General features: G+C 38.2%; 21 protein-coding genes and 2 pseudogenes. 4 read left to right on the top strand and 19 right to left on the bottom strand.

Annotated elements, in window-relative coordinates:
* Window positions 1-382: 382 nt before the first annotated feature.
* Window positions 383-1,990: a response regulator transcription factor gene (locus MH144_RS23525; protein ID WP_239304668.1), complete on the top strand. Its 1,608-nt coding sequence runs from the start codon at window positions 383-385 to the stop codon at window positions 1,988-1,990.
* A 108-nt stretch (window positions 1,991-2,098) separates the two neighbouring features.
* A complete protein-coding gene (locus tag MH144_RS23520; protein ID WP_239304666.1) occupies window positions 2,099-3,778 on the top strand; it encodes a type 2 periplasmic-binding domain-containing protein in 1,680 nt (559 codons plus the stop codon).
* 205 nt (window positions 3,779-3,983) lie between these two features.
* On the opposite strand, the gene MH144_RS23515 is transcribed toward MH144_RS23520, so the two are convergent.
* Entirely contained in the window at window positions 3,984-4,277 is a 294-nt protein-coding gene (locus MH144_RS23515) for a hypothetical protein (protein ID WP_239304664.1), read from the bottom strand.
* Window positions 4,278-4,331: 54 nt separating this feature from the next.
* Window positions 4,332-4,517: an aspartyl-phosphate phosphatase Spo0E family protein gene (locus tag MH144_RS23510; RefSeq protein WP_239304662.1), complete on the bottom strand. Its 186-nt coding sequence runs from the start codon at window positions 4,515-4,517 to the stop codon at window positions 4,332-4,334.
* 164 nt (window positions 4,518-4,681) lie between these two features.
* On the opposite strand from MH144_RS23510, the gene MH144_RS23505 reads away from it, so the two are divergent.
* On the top strand, window positions 4,682-4,927 hold the full coding sequence (locus MH144_RS23505) for a helix-turn-helix domain-containing protein (RefSeq protein WP_239304660.1): 246 nt from the start codon (window positions 4,682-4,684) through the stop codon (window positions 4,925-4,927).
* Between the two features lie 305 nt (window positions 4,928-5,232).
* Here MH144_RS23505 and MH144_RS23500 read toward each other — a convergent pair whose 3' ends face one another.
* The 16 genes and pseudogenes from MH144_RS23500 to MH144_RS31115 all read right to left on the bottom strand — a co-directional run bounded on the left by MH144_RS23500 (window position 5,233) and on the right by MH144_RS31115 (window position 19,151).
* The gene (locus MH144_RS23500) at window positions 5,233-7,176 is read right to left on the bottom strand and encodes a hypothetical protein (protein WP_239304658.1); all 1,944 of its coding nucleotides are present in this window, start codon (window positions 7,174-7,176) and stop codon (window positions 5,233-5,235) included.
* 74 nt (window positions 7,177-7,250) lie between these two features.
* Entirely contained in the window at window positions 7,251-7,898 is a 648-nt protein-coding gene (locus tag MH144_RS23495; RefSeq protein ID WP_239304656.1) for a hypothetical protein, read from the bottom strand.
* A gap of 477 nt (window positions 7,899-8,375) precedes the next feature.
* On the bottom strand, window positions 8,376-9,821 hold the full coding sequence (locus MH144_RS23490) for a P-loop ATPase, Sll1717 family (protein WP_239304654.1): 1,446 nt from the start codon (window positions 9,819-9,821) through the stop codon (window positions 8,376-8,378).
* 256 nt (window positions 9,822-10,077) lie between these two features.
* Window positions 10,078-10,854 (bottom strand): HAD family hydrolase, encoded by a 777-nt coding sequence (locus MH144_RS23485; protein ID WP_239304652.1) that lies wholly within the window; start codon window positions 10,852-10,854, stop codon window positions 10,078-10,080.
* Window positions 10,855-11,068: 214 nt separating this feature from the next.
* Window positions 11,069-12,004, bottom strand: coding sequence for a serine hydrolase domain-containing protein (locus MH144_RS23480; protein ID WP_239304650.1), 936 nt, complete (start codon window positions 12,002-12,004; stop codon window positions 11,069-11,071).
* Window positions 12,005-12,252: 248 nt separating this feature from the next.
* On the bottom strand, window positions 12,253-12,846 hold the full coding sequence (locus MH144_RS23475; RefSeq protein ID WP_239304648.1) for a hypothetical protein: 594 nt from the start codon (window positions 12,844-12,846) through the stop codon (window positions 12,253-12,255).
* Window positions 12,847-13,048: 202 nt separating this feature from the next.
* Complete coding sequence (locus MH144_RS23470) at window positions 13,049-13,615, bottom strand: GrpB family protein (RefSeq protein ID WP_239304646.1); 567 nt, start codon at window positions 13,613-13,615, stop codon at window positions 13,049-13,051.
* 234 nt (window positions 13,616-13,849) lie between these two features.
* Complete coding sequence (locus MH144_RS23465; RefSeq protein ID WP_239304644.1) at window positions 13,850-14,503, bottom strand: lysozyme inhibitor LprI family protein; 654 nt, start codon at window positions 14,501-14,503, stop codon at window positions 13,850-13,852.
* A gap of 226 nt (window positions 14,504-14,729) precedes the next feature.
* Window positions 14,730-15,125 (bottom strand): hypothetical protein, encoded by a 396-nt coding sequence (locus tag MH144_RS23460; protein ID WP_239304642.1) that lies wholly within the window; start codon window positions 15,123-15,125, stop codon window positions 14,730-14,732.
* A 131-nt stretch (window positions 15,126-15,256) separates the two neighbouring features.
* Window positions 15,257-15,577, bottom strand: a complete 321-nt coding sequence (locus MH144_RS23455; protein ID WP_239304640.1) for a hypothetical protein — start codon at window positions 15,575-15,577, stop codon at window positions 15,257-15,259.
* A 70-nt stretch (window positions 15,578-15,647) separates the two neighbouring features.
* Window positions 15,648-16,004, bottom strand: coding sequence for an NIPSNAP family protein (locus tag MH144_RS23450; RefSeq protein ID WP_239304638.1), 357 nt, complete (start codon window positions 16,002-16,004; stop codon window positions 15,648-15,650).
* 217 nt (window positions 16,005-16,221) lie between these two features.
* Window positions 16,222-16,383, bottom strand: a pseudogene (locus MH144_RS23445) (VOC family protein); the annotation flags it as partial.
* Between the two features lie 86 nt (window positions 16,384-16,469).
* On the bottom strand, window positions 16,470-16,913 hold the full coding sequence (locus MH144_RS23440; RefSeq protein ID WP_239304637.1) for a GNAT family N-acetyltransferase: 444 nt from the start codon (window positions 16,911-16,913) through the stop codon (window positions 16,470-16,472).
* A gap of 655 nt (window positions 16,914-17,568) precedes the next feature.
* Window positions 17,569-18,024: a hypothetical protein gene (locus MH144_RS23435; protein WP_239304635.1), complete on the bottom strand. Its 456-nt coding sequence runs from the start codon at window positions 18,022-18,024 to the stop codon at window positions 17,569-17,571.
* Between the two features lie 205 nt (window positions 18,025-18,229).
* Window positions 18,230-18,724, bottom strand: coding sequence for a hypothetical protein (locus MH144_RS23430; protein ID WP_239304633.1), 495 nt, complete (start codon window positions 18,722-18,724; stop codon window positions 18,230-18,232).
* A gap of 76 nt (window positions 18,725-18,800) precedes the next feature.
* The gene (locus MH144_RS31115) at window positions 18,801-19,151 is read right to left on the bottom strand and encodes a tyrosine-type recombinase/integrase (protein ID WP_481857389.1); all 351 of its coding nucleotides are present in this window, start codon (window positions 19,149-19,151) and stop codon (window positions 18,801-18,803) included.
* Here MH144_RS31115 and MH144_RS23420 point away from each other — a divergent pair.
* Window positions 19,057-19,284: pseudogene (locus MH144_RS23420) on the top strand (ABC transporter ATP-binding protein); the annotation flags it as partial. The gene MH144_RS31115 and the pseudogene MH144_RS23420 sit on opposite strands and share 95 nt — an antisense overlap.
* A gap of 321 nt (window positions 19,285-19,605) precedes the next feature.
* On the opposite strand, the gene MH144_RS23415 reads toward MH144_RS23420, so the two are convergent.
* Entirely contained in the window at window positions 19,606-20,442 is an 837-nt protein-coding gene (locus MH144_RS23415; protein ID WP_193722926.1) for a carbohydrate ABC transporter permease, read from the bottom strand.
* Between the last annotated feature and the right edge of the window lie 2 nt (window positions 20,443-20,444).

Below are 20,444 nucleotides of genomic sequence, written 5' to 3'. Positions count from 1 at the left end.
TCATTTTATTTGAAACGAAATATCTACACGTGAACGTAGAGGACAGAAAAAACCTGAAGAAGCTAAAGGATATTTACAGAAAAGCCTCATTGGAAGGAAGCATGCGCGGCACTATTATTACAATTCCATCTCTATAAAGTGCCTTGTTTATAAATAAAGGGTTAGACGTTATGTGAAGCAAAGCGAAGGATTGAAGGGATTCTGTAGAAACGAAGTGTTCGCCTTTCAAGCCCCATTTCAACCTTGCCATCATCTAATCCGGAAATGGGGCTTGAACAGCGATCGAAAGAACCCTTCGAATCCGCAGCGACTTCGTTCACAAGAAGTATCCATTTTTTCATTCTAGGCCTTATATTTACACCACCAAGGGAGACGAAAGAATATGCAGATGATCATCGTAGACGACGAAGCACACTGGGTCGATAACCTGTCCATGACCAAGCCTTGGCACACCCTGGGGATCGAGCAGGTTCACAGGGCGTACTCCGCGCATGAAGCCTTACAACTGATCGACACCCACCCTATCGATATCGTGATCTCGGACATTCAGATGCCGGAAATGACAGGCATAGAACTGATCGAACGCATCCGGATCCGGGACAAAAAAATAAAATGCATTCTGTTATCGGGTTATTCCGAATTCGATTACGCCAAAAAAGCCATCCAGTACGAAGCCGTGGACTACCTGCTCAAACCGCCGACAGACGATGAATTAATGGGCGCCGTGCAGAAGGCCATCGATCAATTAAACAATGAATGGGAACTCGTCAGTTCACTGAGCCGAACCCAGTTTACTTTAAGGGAGAATCTGCCCCATCTGCGCGGACGACTGCTTTTGGAGGCATTACAGGGGCACCGGTTTTCATCCAGCGAATGGGAGCGAAAACTCACCAATTATGATCTGCCCTTTCACGCCGGGGATGCCGCACTCATGCTCGTTCGGTTGGATGAAGAATTCGGACACTATGACAGCCACGATCAGACCCTGATTGAATATGCCATTATCAACATGGCGGAGGAAATCATGGGTGAGTTTATGCACGTGTGGGGTGTGAAGGAGGAACACGGATATGTGGTGTTTTTACTGCAGCTGAAGGCACAGAATGACGATATTGGAAAAGAGACCATTCTGGAGAAGCAGTCCATTCAGCTTCAATCCAAAGTAAAACAATTTCTGAAAGGCTCCCTCTCCATTGTCATGACCGAGTGGTTCAACTTTCCGGATCAGCTCTACGATCGCTTCCGTCAGGCCTCCGCATATTTCCGGCAGATCGTCGGAGACGAGCGCGAATTTGTCATGCGCGTCAGCGATGTGGAGACGGCTACGGCTCAAGGTCCGCTGGACGTGCTATACACCCCGCCCACCTTCATCCATCTGCTGGAGAGTGGACAATGGGATGCCGCCGAAGAGAAGATACTCGCCGTCTGCGCAGAACTGGATGAGAAATGGTCCGAATCGTGGGAGCATTGCATGGAGGCTGGTTTTCTCATTACCGCTTCGTTCACCAACCTTGCCCACCGGAACAAGCTGACCCTGACGAGCCTCATGGGCAGTGATATTGAATATCTTCAGAGCGGGGAGGCCTTCTCCACCATCGGCAAACTGCGCAAATGGTCGCTCGGCGTCCTCGCCAAGCTGAAGGAAGGTACATCCAACGAAATCAAGGATATCCGGTCCGAGTATGTGAAGAAGGTTCAGGAATTTACGGATAAGAATCTGCATCTGGATGTGTCTTTGCGTGTGCTCGCCGATCATGTCAATCTGCATCCGACCCATCTGTCGAAGATATACAAGATCGAAACGGGCGAAGGTATCAGTGAATATATCTCGCGCCTGCGCATGGATCGGGCTTGCCACAAACTGGTCACGACCACCAAAAAAGTATATGAAATCAGCATGGAGATTGGCTATATGGACCCGGCGTATTTTATCAAAGTGTTCAAGCGTCAGTTCGGCGTCACCCCGCAGGAATATAGAGACCAACATTAAACAGCATAATAGAGTCCTATCGAAACTAACAAACTCATATAGATGCCCTCCCGCCCGACTTGGTACAGTTACACTTGTAAAGATCATACACCGTAGGGGGATTGAACAATGATCAAATTCAAAACATGGTGGTCCTTGCTCATGGTCATCGCACTCATCACCATCACTGCGTGCGGCAGTGGCGATTCAGCCAGCGAGAATGGTACAGACGATACGCCGGCGACGGTCGGCTCAGCCGAAGCTGAAGCTGCTTTTGCCAAAGGAAAATACGACCCACCCATTGAGTTCAGTTCGGTTCGTATGCCGAAGAAATATGTGCAAGGTGACACCAAAGAGAACAACGTTCACGATCGCTGGATGCTCGAAACGCTGGGCATGAAGCATAAGGATTCATGGTATCCGGCTAATGACGATCAATACAGACAGAAGCTGCAGCTGGCTATCGCTTCAGGCGAGAAATTACCTGATTTCGTATCCGTTCCAACGAACGCGGTACTCACTAATCAGCTGATCGACTCCGGTCAATTCATCGCCATTGATGAACTGTTCGACAAGTACGCCAACAAAATTCTGAAGGATCATGCTGCAGCGCATCCCGAGCTGTGGTACCCGTTCACCAAGGATGGCAAGAGATACAACATGCCGATTCTGGAGTACACCGATAACGACGATACCCTGCTCTGGCTAAGAGAAGACTGGATGGAGAAGCTGAACCTGGAAGCACCTAAGACCATCGCAGATCTAGAGAATATCATGGACAAATTCAAAAACGAGAACCCGGACGGCCTGTCTCCGGATAAAGTATTCCCACTAGCGATCTCGCTGAAAAATAACACCAACACCTGGATGGGCTCGCTCGACTGGTTGTTCGGCGCTTACGGCACGATCCAGGAACAATGGAACAAAGACGAAAACGGCAATCTGGAGTACGGCTCCATTAATCCCGGTGCCAAACAAGCCCTTGCGAAGCTGAATGAATGGATGAACAAAGGGTATATCCATACCGACTCCGCGCTGTGGGACGAAGGCAAGTCTGCTGAAAGCTGGACTGCTGGCACGGCTGGCATCCTGCCTGGCGCAAACTGGGTACCCGACTGGCCTGCACCGGATCTGCTCAAGAACGTACCTGGCGCGAAATACAAAGCCTACCCTATTCCGGCTGGTCCAGACGGCAAGATCGGTACGAAGTGGCAGAACTCTGGCGTTAACGCCAGTATCATGATCAACAAGGATGCCAAGCATCCGGAAGCGATTTTCCTGTACTACAACTACCTGCTCGATAACCTGGCCAACCCGGCAGCGGGCAGTCCATATGAGTACGGCTTTGCCAAAGGATACGACTGGGATATCGTAGACGGTCAACCGACCAGTGACAAAGAGAAGATCAAAGACTTCTCCAACGAGTTCCCGTTCCTGACTGGTCCGGCTCGTATTCCAGATCTGTATATGAAAACCCTCGTGAAGCTGGCTGACGGCGAGAAGCCCGAAACCCCATACGAGAAACAAATGGCCGAGTTCCGCAAACCTGAAAACTGGGCCGCTGCCAAAGTCGTGATGTCGCAGATCGACATTCGCAAACAAAACTACTTCACCGGCGCAGCCACACCAACCATGGTCTCCAAATGGAACCTGCTTCGCCAGTCCGAAATGGAAACCTTCAACAAAATCATCTACGGCAAACTGCCGATTGATGCCTTTGACCAATTCGTCGCCAACTGGAAATCCAACGGCGGAGATCAGATCACGCAAGAAGTGAATGATTGGTTTAAGTCGGTAAGTGGGAAATAGGATTGGGATTTTGGAAAAGTAAAGCTTTAAAAACCGGAGCCGAAGCGATAGATTCACGCTTCGGCTCCGGTTTTTAAGTTAAAGATCGGGGTCGCTTCCCTCAATTCTGGATTCGCGTTAACAGGTTAAAACCTTTTAACAACTCACAAATTACGGTTTCTTGTCTCTGCTCTTCTCACTTCTTATGAGTCATATTTTCAAGCAATTAACCACCCGGTCTATCCTTATCTCTGTCAGTCAACATTGACTGACCCAACAAGAATACTGTGAGCTGAATGCCATCTCGTAGTCCCTGCATATACAACCGCTCATTTTCTATGCCTTTGCTGACAATATAACGATTCTCCCACTCGATATATTCAGGTGTCTGCTCGACATCCTTACCTGCAAACAAAACTTCAAACGCTTCGTCTGTTCCCCCACGTACTCGACTCAGTTCAGGATCATGTTCGATCCGGGCAGTCACCTCATTCAGTCTTGCTTGAATCGCTCGTTGCATCCACCGTGGAAAATCCATTGCTTCCCCTCCCCTAAGCATTATGTACCTCGCTCATCATCGTGCAACTCGGTGATGTCTCGCCTTCATTTCACTCACTCGTGCAACCAGCTCATCCACCCTCCGGCTTTGTTCCTGAACCGCAGGATTGTCCCACAACGGAATCGCTTGCTTCAAGGATGCCTCTCCAAGCTGATTAAGCTTGCGCCGTTCCTCTTCCAATAAGTAAAGCAACCGGCTCATACATCCACCTCTCTGATGGGTCTAAACTGCATCATGTTCTGTTAATGCTAGACATGAGTAGTCATTTTTAATGCGGTTATCGGTTTATTTTATTTTAATTCGATATTCGCATTAAAACAACCATTATTTCTCATACAATGTGGTTGAATTGAGGGGTGTACATAATGAAACATAGACAAGAACCACCTGGCGACAAAAATATAATCGGCTCCCGAGTCGTAGCTATTCGTAAAAGTAAAGGAATCAAACAAAGAGAATTCCTCGCCAGATTGCAAACATTGGGCTTGGATATCAGTCAGACCAGTCTTTCCCGTCTTGAGGGTCAATATCGTCTTGTTCAGGATTATGAAGTGGTGATGATTGCTAAGGCTTTGGAGGTTTCTGTGGGGTATTTGCTTGGAGAAGATTAATTGATTTTGAATCCTCTGTCTATAAACCTTAATTTTCCAGTGAACGAGTGCATTTGATCATAAACGCGAAAACATCAACTCTTTTACCATCTTTCCAATTGTTATATGCAATAAAAAAGCCTGTCTAACACTCGACAGGCTACTTAATACTGATTGTCTTATTCCCAGGCCATGCTTTTGGGACGCATATATACGAAGATTTCTCTATTACCTTTTAATTGTTGAATGAGTTTATTAGTTGATTTCCACTTTGTCCTTAATCATTTGAGAACATAGAGCTAAATTTATCAAAGAATTTAAATATCTCATTTAGCTTCTCTTTTTGATAACATATCTGCTAAACAGAAATCATCATTTATTTTTATCATAAACAATATTAATAATCTTAGAAAAATCATGTAGTTATACTCATGAGTATTATCATTTTCAGTACCTTTAGGCTGAGTATGGCTGTATCTATTTCTTAAATCCAATCCGTTGTTAAACTGTGACTTATTAAGCGTATAATTTACATACTCTTGCTCAGGTTTTGATAACAACGAACTTTCAAAAACAACTACATTCTTTGTTTCAAGTTTATCCAAAGCATTTCTCATCTTTAGTGAAACTCGCCAATAGTTAACTACCTCATTAAAATATAAATCTTTCATTACCAAAACCACAGCCGCATCTTCAAAAATAATAAATCCTTCATCATCATTCTTGAGATACTTCTTTTCCACTAACCACTCAATTTTGTTATGACAGTATTCTGGATAATCAGCTAACTTGAGAGGTTTATTGCATAATAATTCAAAGAAGTTATTATAGCTATTCTGATTTTTTTCATTATACCTTAGTCCACTTTGATCAGAAAAAAAGAGAACTGATGCATAGTTAAATTCCTCGCCTTTACCATACGCATATTTTTTATTAACTAGTGAAGGGATATTGCTATATATAAGATGATCAGAGCGTATTTCAAGTAATTCGAAATCGACTGTGCCCTCTTCAACATATAACATAAATTGTTTTAGAACGGACTCTACCGCTGGCATTATATTAGTGCACTTCTCCAGCAATGTAGAGTGAGTTGAGGGCATATTAATATCAAAATTTGATACTAGAAACTCTTTAGACAAGTATTCTTTAAAAAACCATTCAATTACTAGCTCAAGACGCACTCCTAAGCTGAATAATTCTTTATAATACCCGTGAATCTGCAATAAAGATAACATGTCCATCTGATTAAATGCCATTCCTGTTAAATAAGCATTTCGAGAACGAGAATAAAGCATTCTTTCCATTACTCCCATTTGATTGGGTTTGTTTACAAAATTACATCTCATTTGAAAATCAACAAATTCAAATAAGTATATAAAGTTATTCAACAGTGTTCCGTAATCTTTATTGTTTTCTAACCATTTCTTACTGTACATAGTCTTTATAGAAAGCCCATCTATATTAGAGATAACAATTTCTTCCTGATTTTTAGAAAAACCCACGGTAGTTTCGACTAGCATCCCAGAGTTTTCAGGAAAAAGTCTTTCTTCTTCTTTTTCCACTCTTTTTTTAGCGGTTAATATAGTTCTTGGTGAGAGCACAATTTTGTCTTTATTACTTTGTACATTCACAATAAGCCGTAAATAATTCAAATTAGGACTTTCGCTATTAATGTAATTAAGAATTATTTTTTCTTTTTCCAAAAATGTCAATTCTTTCGGGAAAATCAATTTTTCTTTATCTATTGTATGTTGTATTTCATATTCATCTAACAGTAGTTCTGCTACTGAATGATCACTCAACATATATTCCTTAATAACATTACCAAAGTGTTGAACTAACGTTTTGTGCCTTAATAGTTGATAAAGCCAAATATTATTTTCATTCAAAAAATGATTAAAGCTTAAATCAGCAATTCTTTCGTATACTTTAAACTTTTCAAAAAGTGCCCAAAAGTCCTCTCTGTATTCTATTTCCAATTCATTATAAAAATCTGCTAAGTTTTCACTGTTAATGAAATGAAAAAAACGCCCAACCTGTTTGAAATAAGTATTAACTTGCTTCTCATATTTTTCTATCTCATTCGAAGTCCAAGTAAGGAGGTAAAGCTTATGCTCAAAATATTGTTTTATATTATATATTTCAATCAGATCATTAATGTTTAATTTTTCTTTTTCTGCTCTATCCTCCGTTAAATAATTTTCGATTTCTTTTAAAACAAACCCACTTGCCAAGTCATTTCTTGAATAGAATTTAATCTCTCTCATAATATAACCCCTTAAATTCTATGATTTCAAATATTTTATAATTTTATCTTTAAATATCATTCTCTGATATAAAACTATAATAATTTAAAATGCAATTCTCGCAAGTCATTGGCTATAGTCTTATATCTTTGATAATCTCCATTGATAAAATCATCGTAAATAAATCTAAACAAAGTGGCGTAAATAAATACAAATAAAATAACTATCAAAAGAATTAAAAATATTGTTAAAACAGTAGTTAAATCATCAGTATATTTATTTAATATATTTGTATAAGTAGCAGAAATAATAGGCAAAAGAACAGTCAATAGGATTCCTCTCCCTACAAAGAATGGGACTTTCTGTTCCTCAGCTTGTTTTTCTACTAGCTTTATTAGCAATTCTATCTTTTTAGGATCTGTGTCAATACTCTCATTTCTCAAAAACTTCCTTAGTCCTTCAATTCTAACTTGGTAATAGTTTTTTCCTTTATTTTCAGATTCAATTATCCGATCTCTTTCTAAGGTTAAATCTCTTAAAGCGACCACAAAACACATAATTAAAGAGATAAAAGAAATATTACTCCAATCTGATTTGAAGTTATATTTTATTAATATGATTAAAATGAAGCATGACACTAAAAGAATAATAGATCTTTTAAACCCTTGCCACCTCATTTTTTTAAACATAATGTGAAGTAAGCTTAAGTCTTTTTTATAAAGTTTTAGAAGTTTGTCTGCCATGTGTTTCTCCTTTTATCTTTATGATAACGTTCCTTTCTTCACAATTCAGCGTATACTGAGAGTCCGGCGATAGCCGGACAAGAAAGAATATCAAGAATGTCAGTAGTGTGAGTGACCAAGACGTAGCCGCCGCGTGAATAATTTGTTAGATGATGTTCCTATCTTCTTGCATTACTTTAAAGAATCTATCATGTTATCACCTTTTATTTGTAGGAATTTCATCTGACGTTCCAGTGTTCACGGCGTCCCACCACCTTAAAGCCCTTTAGGGCCAGCCGCGGTGCGGTTAGGTGGTACGGATGTGTCCAGCTGATTCTACTTCTTTGCTACTGAAATCCTTCTCCGAAATCACTTCTGACTTCTGTCCGGACCGAGGGCGACAGAGTCGACCCGATGCGTGAATATAATGTTAGGCGATGTTGCCACTATCTGAAACACTAAAAGAAATCGCAAGCTGATACAGCTTGCGAATATTTGTTATAATGTTAATTCTTTTCTTAACCCCTGATGTACAACAAATTTTTTATCATAGTCTATTTCAACATTTTCTCTATACGCCCAGGAATAGAATGGTTTTTTAGCACCTTCACCCATCCATGAATTCCCAATCACGCTAAAGTCAAACAATAGCTTTAAAGACCTTTCAATCTCGATGTTTTTATATATATTTGTTCTTTGTTGCAAATAAGTTTTAATTTCATCAAATGTAAACTCTACCTTTTTGAATTGCTTAATGAGAAGAAAAGACTCATTGATTTCTACTTCAGAAACATGTCCATACATTTCATTCTTAACTTCTTTCAGCAAGTACTCAGAATACTTTTGCTCAACAGCTTTGATTCCCGACTTTGAGAAGAAAGTCTCATCTGGAAATTGTTCAATATACAACCTAATATAGGTAACCAAATCCCTAGGACGAAAGTATGTTCGACCTAATATAAATTCATCAGGAAAATAACTATGAATACGCTGCGGAAATAGTTTTCTATATAATTCAAATTCTGATAATTCCTTAAAACTTTCCACTGATTGTTTTATTTTTGTGAATACCAAACTAAACAAAGGAGCATTAAAATTAGTAACATTCCCCCAATCTATTTTTACAGAATTATCTTGTTCAATTTTATTTAGATCGGGATCGTTTAATTTATAAAAAATGTCACTTCTTAGCAAAAGAATAAGCTTACATTTCACTCGCTCATCAAAAAACATTGTATTCAATTTATCAGTCACTTTTATCAAACTAATAATATTTGATTTATATATTTCTTCGTTTCTAAATTTATCGTCGAGTTCATCAAATATTACGGTGAATTTACTTTCAGTGCTATGTAATAAATCAATAATAACCTCGCGGAAATCATCAATATAATCTAGATAGCTACCTAATGAATATTTTGTATCCTTCCCAAATTGTCCAGATAAACTAAATATTTTAGAAAGCACTGTTCCATTTATTTGCCCTTTTTTTGTTATATCTACAACTTTGTTCATATCCAACTTCAAAGTGAAATTATTGCTTTCAAAGAATCTTAGAACCTTATCTCTTAAATTACTATCAGCACTTTGATCAGTGACAACTAATCGAGCAATTTCAATTAATAATATCCATTCCCAAATCAAAGAATACTCATTGGGTTTGATTTCTCTAGATTTTAAATGAATTAATTCATGAAAATTAAATTGCTTGTACGACGAAATGTTGCAAAACCAATCATGAACACTCATTGCATTTTTATTTATATACTCCGAAAGTAATGATTTCCCCGTTCCTTTTTTTCCCAATAATAAGAATTTGTCTACTTCCATTATCTTTTCATAATTAAGATTATAATTATAATAATATTGCTCAAAGTTTTCTTTAAATTTCGCCTCTTTTTTTCCATCAGTATAACCAATAAATATTTGGCTTAACTTGAACAAATAAATGCCCCCTTGTAGTATTTTGTCAAATATAATAATACCAAAATATTTGCTGGAAGAATATTGATTTATAATATAGGCAATTTCGCCTAACGTTATGGTATTCGCGACAGCCAATCCTCTTAGATAGCTCTTATCTTAGGGGAATGGATGGATGGATGTATCTGCCTGATTCATCTTCCTCAATATACTTCTGGCAGATCAAGAGCCGAATGGCTCGCAGTGCGTATATTGTGTTAGATGATGTAACCTAGAGTTACCCACACAATCCTTCTAAGATTATTGCTACTCCATCGTTATCATTAGTTTCTGTTATTTCATCTGCAATATCTTTCAATTCAACTACTGCATTCCCCATTGCTATTGAATATCCAGCTGACTTGAACAGTCCTAAATCATTATGATCACCAAATACAATCAGTGAATCCAGTTCTTCATTGTATATATTGCAAAGTCTAGTAATTGCTAACTCTTTCGATGCTTGAAGTGGCATTATTTGAATCAGTTGATTATTATCCGTAATCAATACATTTACTTGCTGTCCAAACTTTGAAATAAGTCCTAGAATCTGATTCTTGCCGGCGAGTAATATCTTTGTAGCTTCATATTGTTTTAATTCTCCCAATGATTTAACTATTGGGTTAGACCTTGCATTCATTGTGGTAGTATAATCATATTCGCGTAAGCCAAACCATTCATCTTTTACTTCCATTGTCACATCGAGTTGCGGATAATGATGTAAGCAATAATCGATGATTTCAGAAGTTAAATCAGATGGAATTGATTCACAAAATTCGGTCATGGATTTATTACATATTGTTTGTGCTCCGTTATAATACACAAACGCTCCAATATCCAACAACTCTTTTGGAAGAAAAAACTTTACAGCTCTAGGAGGGCGTGCTGTTGCAAAGATTATTCTCATCCCCCTTTGATAACAGGAAAGTACGGCTTCTATGTTTCTTTCAGAGACTTGCTTTTTAGAATTTAAAAATGTGCCATCCAAATCTAAGACAACGGTAGAATACTTCAATGAAACGCCTCCTTTATAAAATTCATCGTGATTTCATCTAACGTTTGGCATTCCTGACGTTCAAACAGCTTAAGTGACCGTAGGGGACGGGTCGTCAGACTTAGCTGGTTGAATGTATCGCCTGAATTTACTTTTGAGCAAATCCCTCTTGTTGACCAAGGAGCGACAGCGACGATGTAGGAAATTTGTTAGTAGATGTGATGACTTCTTCGAGTTACTGAAAAAGTTTTGTAATAGCTTTTAATGGTTTTAAGGTAACACTGTATGTATTGCTTGTTAATGCGATAACTATATTTCGGGAAGGTTCTACACAGATATACTGCCCGCCCAAACCCATAGCAAAATAAAAAGATCGGTCTAATGATTCTTCTGACACCCACCAATGACGACCGTAATAACCTATATCTTCATAGGTTAAAAACTTAGGTTTTGTTGAAGTAACTATCCATTCTTCGCTAAGTAATTGTCGTTTCCCCCAACGCCCCTTGTTCAAATAGAAATAACCGAATTTTTGCATATCTTGTATAGACATGTGCAGCCCGAAACCACCAATATTAACTCCCTGAGGGTCTACATGCCATATGAAATCTTTAATCTCTAAACTAGAGAAGAGATACTTTTTAGCGAAATCTTTTGCATTCATTTTTGATACCTTTTGAAGTATTGATAATAACAGATGGCTGCAGCCAGAATTATAGTTCATTTGTTCACCGGGTTCAGCGTTTAATGGGCGCTCTAATATATAATCAACCCAGTTGGGACTATGTATCATTTGTGGCCAGCCATTCCATTCCCCCAACTCCGGCCAATCAAAACCTGCACTCATACTCAATAAGTGATCAATTGTAATGCGTTGTTTCCGGATGTCTTTATCCTGTTGAAGCGAGGGAAAGTAATTAACAATCGGCGCATTAAGATCTGAAATTAATCCCTGTTCGAAAGCAATTCCAATTAAGCATGAAGTAATGCTCTTCGTGCATGAGTTAACTTTGTGGAGTTTATCTTTAGATTTATTGTTTCTAAAATATTGAAGCACACTATCTGGACCATGACTTATCAAACAACTTTCAATTTTTTCTTTTCTTAAAAAACTAACAAATGATTTTACCTTTTCATCATTTATTTGACTCTGATTTGGAAATTCAATCATAAATGGTTTGCTCCTATAAGTTATTCTCAGCATGTCTGCTAACGTTATTGTATGCACGAACCCGAGAACCTTAAGACAGCTTCAGCTGCCGGCTACGACCGTGGTTAGGTTCGCAAGGTTATCCGCCTGATTCTGCTTCCCTGTCGAAAGCCTCTGGCGGGTCAAGAATCAGCTTCAGCCGATCCGCAGCGTGAATATAATGTTAGCTGATGTTCCTGCCTTCTTAGAAATAATAATAATCACAATTCCTAAAGAAACCACTCATACATTCTAGCTTTCATTTTTTCAGCTGTATCTCGATCTCTTCGATAAATCCATTCAAAGAGCGGCTTATCAATAAAATCTTTCAAAACATATTTGGATTTATCAAGACAAGATAAAATTTCTTCAAACTTAAAATTAATATGGAAAACGTCCGATCGATCATTAGAATCTGGATTATCAGACCAGACGATGGCCATTTTATCCTTATAAGTTATTCCCGGTGAGGGATCATGTCCAAGCCAGGGACTCTCTCTATTAAGAATACAATTATAAATCTCCCTAAATTGTTCTAGACCACAGCAACAACTTGGCATAATAAATTTTTCTTCACTTTCAAAAAAAGCAACACCGCCCAAAATAGCTACAGATTCATTCGCAAATAGTTCATTAAAAGTGTCTTCCATTGATTGATCTACATTTGTATTGCTATATCCAAATAAATGTATTAAAAAGAGTTCAACTTCAGAAGATGTACACTCGCCCGAGAGCGTAAGAAACTCTGAACGATGCACATAATTGTCAAACCACTTTGGACAATCATAATACGGTTCTCTAATAACCGGTCTTGTATAAGACATCTCTGAATTTACACCTCTGAATAAATAATTGGTGGAATTTTAGCTAACGTTACGGTATCTACTAACCAAAGAGGATTAAAGGAGCGTCATCGACTGGATCCGACGGACTTAGCCTCGTAAGGTTGTGAGCTGAATCCGCTTCTCTGGTTACCTCAACTTGCAAATCAAAGGCCGAATGGCCTGCAGCGTAGACACTTTGTCATCAGATGTCTTCATCGTTCTGTAATACACTATCTTGGTATTCATTCATTATTCTCGTAATAAATTCTGTCTTTCCAGCAGTATAGGCTTGGCGATTGTTTCTGTATTTATTAGCTAGTTGGAACTTTAAATTCGCATACTCAGATACTAATAAGGGATGCTTTCTTAGTATATCTCTGAACCTTATATGTCTTTTCAATTCTTCACTTTCCCGATTGCATACGTATAGATGATGTTCTTGCTTCTCATTGCCTACACTAGTGTAGGGTACATCAACGTCCCTTCTTGCAAATGCTTCTCTGTTTTTAATCCCCAAATCACCTTCATGGATATATCCCAATTCTTCTAGCTTTTTGATTACCTGTGGTAGGCAGTCCATAGATTCAATTACTACATCTATATCAATAATTGGTTTGGCTGAAAGACTCGGGATTGATGTACTTCCAACGTGTTCAATTCGTAATGCCAGACTATTTAATTTGCTGGAAATAACCGATTCTATGATATTGAACAATCTTGGCCATTCATTATTGTATCCTTCAATAATCACTGGTTTTTGAATCTTCATTGGAATGCTCCTAGCATAATTATTTTACGAAAATTTCTCATAACGTTCTTGTATCCGAAACGACCCAGCTTTAGATAACTCTTATCTTAGGCTGGGTCGTATGATGTCTGAGTGCTCTTCCATGATTATACAGATAAAAACCAAAGGGTTGTATCCCGCAGCTTGAGTACAGAGATATACGCCGTTACTGCATTCGAAGCATCACCTTAAAAAACATTGATCAAAATTTCAACTTTATTTTTCACTTTGGTAAACAAACTCAACTTCACCATCTAGTAAATATCGATATTCAAATAATTGCATTGTTCTTTCCCTAGTTCTCTCCCGTATAACCGTGGTTAAGCTTACTGGTCCTCTTGATCCAAGATAACCATTATAAATAAATGTCTCCTCTACAAATTTTGATTCCCTTAAGTGATACTGCAACCATTCTTTCTGCGTTTCAATTAGTGCCTCTCTTGGTTCTTTATCCAATTTAGAAAGAAGCGTTTTATATATTTGATTCAACTCTTTATCCCAAATCTCTGTATATTTGCTTTCGAATGCCCCCCATTCCAATGTTGTAATAATCTCTTTAGAATTTTGAAATTGATTAAATTCCACTTCATAATCATGATCTATAGGATTTTGAAGCATTTCATCATAAAATTCTCCTTTCAAATCAAGCTTTCCAATGCTCATGGGTAATATTTTATTGTTAGCAGGATCTGATCGACCTTCCGTTATTTCTTTTGATTCTGTTCCATCACCTATACTCACTACATCAGAAGGCAGTACAGAATTCCTTATTGAATTATTTTCGCTGTTCAAAGTAGTCGGTTGACTACTCTCTTGACAAGATGAACACATTATCGCCATCAAAAATAAGAAGAGTAGTTTAGCTTTCATAATTTATCTCCTTAAGTATTATCTTTAATATTTTCAGGTAATGGTGCATAACGTTCCTTTATTTACGAAACGCCCCAGCCTTAGATAGCTGTTATCCTAGGTTGGGGCATTTATGTCTAACCTCTTCAATGATTTAACATCTGTCAACCAAAGGCAATAGCCTTTATGCGTGAGTACGTTGTTGTAGGATGTCATCGCCTTCTTTAAAATACTTTTTCTTATCTAGTTATTCATTATTATATACATACTGGGAGCCAATTCCCCAAAATTTATATTCATAGTTTGTTGGATTTTGCATTAGGTTCTTAGATCGAGTAATCCATGATTTTAACTCTTCTGACTTTGCTGTCACTTCTATTTTCTTTATTAATTGAGACAATTTATTGAGTTCTTCGATTTCTTCCGCTCTTACAATGTCACCGGTAAACACATAAAGACTACTAAGAAAAAATGAGGTATGTTTGCATTCTTTATCATCAACGAATGTACAAATCATTGGAATGTTTTCAAAACTATTTACGGCTAATTCCCAATCTTGTTCTGGTATTAACTCATTACTATACGCCCACAGTCTAATTTCCTCAGGCGCAGGGTTCCATGCATGTTGAGAATCTCTGAACACATACTTCACCTCCTTGATTTGTTTTTAAATTTCGAGTATGGGGTTCCTCTTTTATTGATTTTAAAGCTATTAGCTATCTGTTTTTTAGCTTTTCCAATAATTCTATCTCCTCTTCCCCTGAAAGTTGTTCTTCAAGCTCTTGTTCTCGTCTCACCTATCTTTCGTACTTTTAATCCTCTTTTTATGAGCCATTCTTCACCAGGTTTCATTGTAGTTGCGGGATGTGGGTATACATCCTCACTTATAATTTCTTCATCGATTATGTAAATATATCCACATAACTTACCATTATGAAATCTTGCGCCATTCTCGTCAAAAGCAACAATAGATGGTTTGTGTGAAAAGATTCTTGCTAACTCTCGATCCTGAGTTATTGTGCTTCCGACTAGTAGTTCATCTAATAATATTGGAGAACCATGAAACCAAGGCTTACTGTAGTCCCAATCCTTCATAAGTATCACCTTCAATTAAGTTATATAATGGTTCTTCTTTTTATTGTTCTTTGGTTTATTCATCTTGACTTTAGGGATTGCGCCTAACGTCTGATAGTGTAGAAATTAGTTCTTCGTTTTTTACTTCATAGATATATTCCTTAGCTATATGATCTCTTCCCCCGTGGAGTTCATACCACTCATTGATCTTCTTATAATGTTCTTTGTCGCTTCTGATATTCGTTTCAATCTCTTCATATTTTTCAATACTATCATATTCCCAGATTGCAAAAATCTCAGTTGTTTTCTCTGAATGTGGGACCATCCATCTACCAACTAGACGAGCTCCATTCTTCAACTGATTAGGTAAATTGGTTTCAATGAAGTGTCTGTTAAAGATGTCAACGAATTCATTATTGACGACATAATATTTTCTTCGATAAAACACAGTGATCACCTCCACTAAGTTATATTATGTACTCTTCGTCTCACGCACTTCGGATTTTTCAGATAACATTCCTGTATTCATGAACCCCGAAGGGATTGTCTGCTGAAATGCCCCTCTAAATTCCTACTTGCAGATCAAGGCTCCATCGGAGCCGCAGCATGAATATTATGTTATCTGACGCCGCACTTCATTTGAAATATCCCAATTAATAAGTTCTTTAATTCATCTCTTTCAAAAGCTCTTCCCATTCTTCTATTGATAATTTATTCGATATATTTTTTAAGTTTTCAGGGACGCTTACAAAACACATTAATTCTAAACTATTTCCATCTGGATCATCGAAATAAACTGAAGCGTTTCCCTGATTAGGTCTGACAAAAATAACGTTTTTGTATCTACAAGCTGGACGACTCGCAGCTTAGGTACACTTTTATACGACGGACCTCTAGAACTACTTTCAGATTCTTATGATTTAAATTTCATGTTTGTATAATATGTTTTAAATCCGAGTTCTTCCCAAAAACTTCTTCCATTCGGATTACTTTCTAAAACATCTATAGATATAGTTGAATCCTGAAATAATTCATTTCTTAATAAATCTATTCCTTGTTTCCCTAATCCTCTTCTTCGATATTTCCTACTGATATAATACTGTCTTATATGGAAGGTTTTTTTCTTCTTATTGCTTACGTCCTCTCTTTCCTGATATAAGGCATACCCTACAACATGATCACCCAAGACAAGTAAAGTCGCCTTCCAATCATTATCGAGAAAATCTTTCATCCTGTTGTTCAATTCATTTATTGTCATTTGGTTATCGTTTTTTTCATCTTCAATAAGCTCTTTATTCATTTGGCTTAAAATGTGCACATCGCATAATTGCGCAGGTATTATTCTCAAGGTTTCCATGTTTCAATACCTCGTCTTCTATAAAATAATTGCTTTGGTCTGTCGTATAACGTTCCCGTATTCACGAGATCCCACCCCTTCAGCTAGAAGGGCAGCCGCGATGCGGTTAGTCGGTGCGGATGTGTCCGCTGAATCTACTTCCCTGCCAATTGCTTCTCGCGGACCGAGGAACCACCAGGCTCCGATACGTGGGTATGATGTTAGCTGAAATCATTGTCGTCCTTGAATATGCTAATAATCTTTACAAAAGTAGCTCTTCAATTGTTTCATTTAAGAACCCAATTTTTTCTTCTAATTCTTCAATATATTTATTCATCTTATTTTTGTATTCTTGTTTAAGTTCAGATGAAATTTTGTCTTTAACTTGTTCTACGATTCGTACGGAATATATTAAGCTTGACCAATTTGAGTTGATTAATTTTATTGAAAGTCATTTGAATTAAACTCCTTATTACAATGATTTCAGCTAACGTTGTTGTATTCACGAACCCTAGAGGCTTAAGGAGCGTTAGCGCCAGGCCGAAGACTTAGCCTCGCAGGGTTGCCCACCTGAACCCACTTCTTCGAAATTCCTCTAGTGGACCAAGGGGCCTAAGCCCCGCAGTGTGAATCTGTGTTATCAGATTTTGGTGCGTCTTTGAATATTACTCTCAAATTATTCTTTTAATTTTTCTTTAGCGCCAGATAACACTATTTCTATCTCTTCATATAAATTTAAGTCACTAAATTCTTCATGAATCCACAATTTCTCTGTTATTTCTCCGCCGCCCATACCTCCGCCAATTCCTTCTTCAGGTTGGCGAACTTCATAATATAGTCCTTTACCTTCACCTTCATTACAGTCCCATGCAATGGTATCTAAATCAATAAGTAAGTTTTTTAATGTGTCTTCATTGCATTTGACTATGTCCATTGGACAAGAAAGATAAACCTGTCCACCCCAATCACCTTCCATAATCACATATGTACCATTTGTATTTTTGGCTTGTAGAAAACTTTCGACAAACATATCATTCGGTTTCCCGTTGGCTTCATTAAGAATATGCCTTACAGCACTATGCTGTTCAGGTACAATCATTTCTTCATTATTTTCATCTTTCTTATTACTCACTTTGATTCACCTTCTTTGATAGTTTTACGCCAATTTCTGATAACGTTATTGTATTCACGAAACGACCCAGCCTTAGATAGCTCTTATCTTAGGCTGGGTCGTTTGTTGTCTGAACTCCTTCCATGATTATACATCTGACAACCAAAGGGCGATAGCCCTTCAGCGTGAATACTTTGTTAGATGCTGTCGCCTCTTCTTCGATTTATCAATCAAAACCTTCATTAATATTTCTATTTACTTGATTTAATATTTTGGGGTAAATATTGTCGATATAGTCATTTTCTATTGCCTCTTCTATCCAAAGCACTCTTGTTTCTTCTTCATTGTATGTAGCATGTTCATAGGTAAAGAGTTTAAATCTACACTCACTCAACTTCCCATTCTTCTGCACTACTATACTTCGATAAGTAATTCTGTCTCTAGCAATAATGTTTATTAAATCTTCTAGATCATAAGGTTTATACCAATAAACTAATTCATTCTCTACAAATGAATAGTTCATTTCAAACACTTTCTCTTTGCTTTTTATTATTGTCCGCTCTTCAATATATGCCCTATGATCAGGAAATGCTGCGAAATTACATTCAAAATAAGGAAATAACAATTCATACTCAGCATCTATAAACTGACTTAGAATTGTTGCTTCTTCTTCAGTTGTTAAATCGAAATTATAAATTGAACGATTGTCAAAGATTAACATCCTACTCACTCCCATGATCTTTAGGCAATTGCGTCTAACAGCTAATTTATGTACTTCGTAAATACCAAACATTCGTTCACGTATCTGAACTACGTATATGATAACCCATGTTGTGGCATTTTCGTAGAAAAATTAGTGAAAAAGGAATATTCAGAAAATCATTTAGTCCCCATTTCCATCCGATCCAACGGGCATTGAATACGCTAAATACTTTTCTTACTAACCGCTGAGTTGTTCGCGCGCTCATGTAACCAAGTAAATCCTGAATGTACCGTAGTTCTGTCCCATTTTCCAGCAAATGAGTGGCGAGGGAGTGCCTCAGGGCATGAATACTTACCTTCGCCAGAGCTTTGGTCGGAGAACCTGAATTAATTCCGGCCGATGAGTCTACTGGAAATCTGGATCGAAAAACCGGAGAAGAGATCATGAATCTCTTGCAGCAGCTCCATCAAGGAGGGAAAACCGTCATTATCGTAACGAATGATCTGGAAGTCGCCAAAAGATGCAACCTAATCATCGAAATTGTTGATGGAAAAATAAATAAAGATCAGCTTTCATAGTATGATGAATGTACAAAGAAACCGTCTCTTTTGGTATATGGTTGCTCGCACACCCCTTTACCAAGGAACGGTTTCTTTTGATTTTACAATTTTAATAATGGGGCTATGCCGCCTAATCATTTACGACTTATGGGACAGCCCCACGAGCTGGATGTTTCTCCTCATCTAAAAGCTGCCTTTCAAACCAACAGAGCCTGAGCGATCTGATCTATAATGCCATTGATGCTTGTGAGTCCATAACAGCCGATCCATGTCGCGGAATGGTCCGTCCTTAATCCCTTGGGTCCCGCATCGTTGGAGCTTCATTCATTTAAATGATGTTCAACCTTTTATACCGCTAAATGTAATGCCGCTAATAAACGTCTTTTGAAGAAAAAAGAACAGAACGATAATAGGTAATGTCATCAAGGTGGATACGGCCATTAATAGACCCCATTCCGATCCCTTTTGGCTCTGAAATTGCTGCAATCCGAGCGAAACCGTGTAAGATGGTTCATTGGTTAAATAGAGCAAGGGGCCCATGAAATCAGTCCAGCTCCCCATAAATTGAAACAATGCCACAGCTAATACGGCGGATTTGGCTAGTGGAAACATGATCTGTAAATATATGCGGAACTCACTAGCGCCGTCTAAGCGGGCCGCTTCGCGCAGGGCATCAGGCAGTCCCATGAAAAACTGCCGCAACAGAAAAATGTAAATGGGCACTCCAAAAAATTGGGGTACAATCAGTGGAAGAGGTGTTCCTACCCAACCTAATTTAGTAAACAACAGGAATAGAGGAATCATTGTCACCTGTCCGGGAATCATCATAACAGCGAGGGTTACAAAGAAAAGTAAACCTCTCCCACGGTACTCTAACTTGGCAAAACTATATGCAACCAAGGGACAGGATATGATCACACCGAGCGTACTCGCGATGGTTATAATCGCCGTGTTTTTCAGATATGTCCAGAAAGGGATATACTCAACAGCACGGGAATAATTACTCCACAGAATTGGACGCGGAATCCACTCTGGTGGGAATGTAAAGATTTGCGTGAGTGGTTTAAGAGAAGTCGAAAGCAGCCAAATGAACGGAATCATGAAAAATGCAGAAGCAACAATTAGACATACATAGGCTAACGCACGATTGATTCTTTTAATAGCGGTAGGATTCATCC

Source organism: Paenibacillus sp. ACRRY (genome assembly GCF_022346995.1).
Lineage (GTDB): Bacteria > Bacillota > Bacilli > Paenibacillales > Paenibacillaceae > Paenibacillus.
Note: the sequence above shows the minus strand (reverse complement) of the source record. Positions and strands in the feature narration are given on the sequence as shown.